This window comes from Brevundimonas sp. (assembly GCF_044239655.1).
Taxonomy (GTDB): Bacteria; Pseudomonadota; Alphaproteobacteria; order Caulobacterales; family Caulobacteraceae; genus Brevundimonas.
This window is the reverse complement of the sequence record NZ_JBIIAY010000180.1, coordinates 1-4,001: the sequence shown is the minus strand read 5'-3', so window position 1 is coordinate 4,001 and position 4,001 is coordinate 1. Positions and strand designations below refer to the sequence as shown.

Genomic DNA, 4,001 nt, shown 5'->3' with positions numbered 1-4,001 from the left:
GCCGGGCGATGTCGGTCTTGGACTGGCGCGGCCAGGTCTCGGCGCCCTCGGCGGTGACCAGCATCACGGTGTTGCCGTCCGAGCCGAACACGTCGGAGGACACGTCGTTGCCGACGATCCAGTCGCAGCCCTTCCTCGACAGTTTGGCGCGGGCGTTGGCCTCCAGATCGCTGGTCTCGGCCGCGAAACCGACGACCAGGTCAGGCCGCATCGGACCGGGGGCGGACAGACCCGCCAGGATGTCGGGGTTCTCGATCAGCGCCAGGGTCGGGGGGCCGCCCGGACCCTTCTTGATCTTGCCGCCCGCGATGGTGTCGATCCGCCAGTCGGCGACGGCGGCGGACAGGACGGCGATCTGGGCCGGCCCATTCCTCGAAGACACGGCGGCTTGCGTCGCCGCCTGCATGTCGAGCGCGCTCTCGACATCCACACGCGTGACGCCGACGGGCGTGGGCAGGCCGGTCGGGCCGGAGACCAGGGTGACCTCTGCCCCCAGGTCGGCCAGGGCGGCGGCGATGGCGTAGCCCTGTTTGCCGCTGGACCGGTTGGTCAGGCCCCGCACCGGGTCGATGGCCTCGAAGGTGGGACCGGCGGTGACCACCGCGCGTTTTCCGGCCAGGGGGCGACCCACGGCGCCGCGCAGTTCGGCCAGGATGGCGTCCAGGATCGCGGCGGGTTCGGCCATCCGGCCCGGCCCGTACTCGCCACAGGCCATCTCGCCGTCGTCGGGACCGACCACCGCCATGCCGTGGAAGCCCTCGAAACCCTTGAGCCGCGCGACATTGGCCTGAACCGCCGGGTGCAGCCACATCCGCACGTTCATGGCCGGGGCCAGAAGCGTCTTCTTGTCGGTCGCGATCAGGGTCGTGGAGGCCAGGTCGTCGGCCAGGCCGTTGGCCGCCTTGGCGATCAGGCCCGCCGTCGCCGGCGCCACGACGATCAGGTCGGCCCAGCGCGACAGCTCGATATGGCCCATCGTCGTCTCGTCCTCGGGCGAGAACAGGGCCTGATGCACCGGATGGCCGCTCAGGGAGGCTAGGGACAGGGGCGTGACGAACTCGGCGCCCGCTTTGGTCAGGACGACGCGGACCTCGCCGCCGGCCTTCCTGATCAATCGCACCAGCTCCAGCGCCTTATAGGCCGCGATCCCGCCGCCGACGATCAGCAGGATCTTGCGGCCGGTCAGGTCCGACGAGGAGGGAGGGGCCAGGGTCATGGGGCCTGTCTAACGGCCCGTGCGCGAATCGTCGAGCGAAGCCAAAAAGAACATTGCAAGAACAAAGAGGCTGTGTCTAACATCGTTTTGCGGGTTTCAGGTGGGAGGAACAACCATGACGATGCATTTTGGACGTGCGGTTTCGGCACATGCGGTCTCGGTCTGGGCGATACTGGCGATGACGAGCCTGGGCCTCGCGGCTTGCGACAACGGGCCGTCGGCGGTCCAGACGCGGGATCGGACGGTCAAGGCCGATGTGGTGACCCTCACGGCAGCGACCGGGGCGGGGGTGGCGGACGTTGCGACGCCCGAGGTCGCGGCCAGGCCGGTGCTGACCGCCAACCGGCGCGAGACCGTCGACGCCAAGATCACCCGTCTCTACGAACGGAACGGCGCAGCCTTCGGGGCGCGCAGTCCAGAGGATTATCTGGCGCGGATCAAGACCTTCACCGAGACCCCGCCCAGCGGCGTGGACACCGTCAAACGGCCGAACGGCGACACCCTGTTCTATCAGGCCTCGACCAATACGTTCGCGGTGGTGTCACGCGACGGCACGCCGCGCACCATGTTCAAGCCCGACGACGGCGCGACCTACTGGGCCGAGCAGAAGTCCCGCGCCCCGACCTTCGGCCAGTCGCGAAACAGCCAGAACTGAGCAGCGCCGCGGTTGCGGAGGGGCGGATGAGACGCGCCGATCCCGTCCGCACGAAAGGGACCGGCATCGCGCTCAAGCAGCGAGCGACCGCGTCGCGAGCAATAGCGCGGCGCGTCAGCGCCCAGGACGAGAATGCGCTCAAGCAGCGAGCGACCGCGTCGCGAGCGATAGCGCGGCGCGTCAGCGCCCCAAAGACATCAGTCTGCGGCGTCGGGGGTTTCGGCGCGCTCGACCATCTCGCGGATCACGTCGAGGGCCAGCTTCTGCTGCCGCGTCGAGAGCTGGGGCGCGAGGCGCGAGATCTCGATCGAGTAGCGGGTCGAGGGGAAGTCGTGGTCGAAGGCGGGGGCGCCGTCCTCGGCCATGCCGGGCTGGCTCTGGGCCATGCCGGAGAAGAAATAGCCGATGTCGACCTTGAAGAAGCGGGCGATGTCCCAGAGCTTGGAGGCCGAGATGCGGTTGGCGCCCTTCTCGTACTTCTGGATCTGCTGGAAGGTCAGGCCGAGCGCGCGGCCCAGGTCGCTCTGATTGTAGCCCAGGCTGATCCGTTTCTCGCAGACCCTGCGGCCCACGTGCCGGTCTACCGGGTGTGGACCGTCTTCGCCGGTGCCTCTGGCCATAACTCTCTCGCCGCTGGTCAATAACGCTAAGTTTGCAATGCGCCGCGATTTCGCGGCTGTCATCCTACTTTTCGTATACGGCCCCGCTCGGGGGATGGTTTCAACCTGTTTGACTGAAAATAGTGGTTTTTTGGCATGAATCGCCGCGGTTGCGATGCGATCTCAAGGGTTTGCCAGAAATCAGGGCGTCTTGAGCTTGCGCGACCCCATCCCTCTGAGGGCAGCCAGCGCCAGGCGGCGTTCCACCGGATTGAGGTCGGCGGCGGCGGCGCCGATGGCGCGCACGATTTCTTCGGCCAGAGGATTGTCGAACCCGGCGCCGTCCTCGGCCAGTTCCGTCGCCCGGCCGGCGTCGGCCGGGGTCGTCGGTCCCCCGACCTTATGTGACAGGCCGGCGAACAGGCTCTCGACCTCCACGCCGTAGCATCCGCAGAACTGCCACAGGCGCGAGGCGGGGATCCGTTCGCCGGCCTCATAGTCCTGGATCCGGGTCTCGGAGACGTCGAGATCGCGGGCCACTTGTTCGCGGGTCAGGGCCATCGCCTGACGAAGATCGCGCAGCCTGCGGCCCAGGGCGATGTCGATATGTTCGGTCTTGAGCCGATCCGCACCGTCCTGACCCCTCATCGGGCAATCTCCCTGCCGAGAACGCCCATCGGGCGAAGATTCGGCCCCACGGCGCGGCGCAGACGAGGCCGGCCAGGATCATCAGCCAGAACAGCAGGTCGCCCGTCCGGCCATAGAGTGTCGGGCGGGTCGGCTCCGGCAGGAAGGCGTCGATCACGCCGCTCTGGCCGGGCTCCAGCCTCTGTCCCTCGATCACCCGGCCCCAGGGGTCGATCATGGCCGAGACCCCCGTGGGGGTGGAGCGGACGAGCGGAAGGCCGGTCTCGAGCGCGCGGTAGCTGGCCAGATTCAGGTGCTGCAGCGGCCCCGAGGTGCGGCCGAACCAGGCGTCGTTCGAGACATTGACGATCCAGCGCGGTCGCCCGGCGCCGCCTGGGGTGAAGCCCGGAAACAGGCTTTCATAGCAGATCAGGGGCTGGACCGGCGGCGCATTGGGCAGGCTGATCGGCGCTGGCCGAGGTCCCGAACTGAAATCGTCCGGCATATGAACCAGAGCCCGGACGCCCAGCGCCCCCATCAGATTGCCCAGGGGGATGAATTCGCCGAACGGCACCAACCGGTACTTATCGTATACTGCCGCGATCCGGACGCCGGGTGCCGAATCCGGGCCGCCGCCTTCGTCGTGAAGGGCGAACAGGGCGTTGAAATAGCGGTCGGGCTGTCCGGGACCGGCGCCGGCCTCCGCGCGCGCCAGGCCGATCAGCAGGGTCTGGCCGGGCGTCAGGGCGCGGGCGATGGCGGCGGCCTCGGGGGCGCCGTCGGCGAAGACGGTGTTGGCGCTGGCGGGCAGGGCGCCCTCGGGCCACACGACGACGTCCGGCATCCGGCCGGGACCGCCCGCGACCGGGGCAGAGGCGGTCAGGCGGACATAACGGTCCACGAT

At 68.6% G+C, this 4,001-nt stretch carries 5 protein-coding genes; 1 reads left to right on the top strand and 4 read right to left on the bottom strand.

Translation table 11 applies throughout. From position 1 onward, the window contains the following. Positions 1 to 1,216: bifunctional phosphopantothenoylcysteine decarboxylase/phosphopantothenate--cysteine ligase CoaBC (gene coaBC, locus ACILQR_RS15835; RefSeq protein WP_395652341.1), on the bottom strand; the 1,216-nt coding region annotated here is incomplete at its 3' end. Positions 1,217 to 1,331: 115 nt separating this feature from the next. Here coaBC and ACILQR_RS15830 point away from each other — a divergent pair. After that, positions 1,332 to 1,871 (top strand): S-type pyocin family protein, encoded by a 540-nt coding sequence (locus tag ACILQR_RS15830; protein ID WP_395652340.1) that lies wholly within the window; start codon positions 1,332 to 1,334, stop codon positions 1,869 to 1,871. Positions 1,872 to 2,068: 197 nt separating this feature from the next. Here ACILQR_RS15830 and ACILQR_RS15825 read toward each other — a convergent pair whose 3' ends face one another. The 3 genes from ACILQR_RS15825 to lnt form a co-directional block, all read right to left on the bottom strand. Continuing rightward, the gene (locus ACILQR_RS15825) at positions 2,069 to 2,491 is read right to left on the bottom strand and encodes a helix-turn-helix domain-containing protein (protein WP_395652339.1); all 423 of its coding nucleotides are present in this window, start codon (positions 2,489 to 2,491) and stop codon (positions 2,069 to 2,071) included. A gap of 180 nt (positions 2,492 to 2,671) precedes the next feature. Next, positions 2,672 to 3,010 (bottom strand): helix-turn-helix domain-containing protein, encoded by a 339-nt coding sequence (locus tag ACILQR_RS15820; protein WP_395652338.1) that lies wholly within the window; start codon positions 3,008 to 3,010, stop codon positions 2,672 to 2,674. Beyond that, a partial coding sequence (gene lnt / locus ACILQR_RS15815) for an apolipoprotein N-acyltransferase (RefSeq protein WP_395652337.1) occupies positions 2,964 to 4,001 on the bottom strand: 1,038 nt, incomplete at its 5' end. The genes ACILQR_RS15820 and lnt, both read right to left, overlap by 47 nt.

Coding starts and splice junctions, on each gene's coding strand:
- ACILQR_RS15830 (WP_395652340.1), top strand. CDS start 1,332: ATGACGATGCATTTTGGACGTGCGGTTTCGGCACATGCGGTCTCGGTC.
- ACILQR_RS15825 (WP_395652339.1), bottom strand. CDS start 2,491: ATGGCCAGAGGCACCGGCGAAGACGGTCCACACCCGGTAGACCGGCAC.